Below are 471 nucleotides of genomic sequence, written 5' to 3'. Positions count from 1 at the left end.
CTTCATGAAGTTGAGTTGATTCATAATGATAAGAGTTTTTGTTAATAAGAACAATCTTGGCATTAGCTTTATGATCAGTGAGTTCTTTAACAACTCGCAATCCAGCATAACCAGCACCTAAAACAACAATTGTTTTCATAAGAATCTCCTTAATAAAAAATTTGCATACGTTTTTAATTAATATTCAAACAGAAAGCCAGCTTAATTATTGCTATCAAATGAACAATAATTTGTAAGACAATCTTTTCTTCTTGCATGAATACCAACTAGTAAAAATAATCTCGGCACCTTCTTAACCCATACATAATTAGAGGATTTAGAACCGGATTTTTACAGGTCTGGTTCTAAGACAATTGTAAGGCCAATCACAGATATTCTAAATTTGATAATAAAGTCCAAGCAAAACGTCAGTAACCCTTTAAAAGTCAATGAACAAAAGAAACGAACGAACGCCAAAACGAAGTAAAGACA

At 31.4% G+C, this 471-nt stretch carries 1 pseudogene; it reads right to left on the bottom strand.

The features are described from left to right. Positions 1-139, bottom strand: a pseudogene (locus KH893_RS13125) (NAD(P)/FAD-dependent oxidoreductase); the annotation flags it as partial. Positions 140-471 lie beyond the last annotated feature (332 nt).

This window comes from Liquorilactobacillus sicerae, from assembly GCF_029916425.1.
GTDB classification, from domain to species: Bacteria; Bacillota; Bacilli; order Lactobacillales; family Lactobacillaceae; genus Liquorilactobacillus; species Liquorilactobacillus sicerae.
This window is presented reverse-complemented; position numbering and strand designations above follow the sequence as displayed.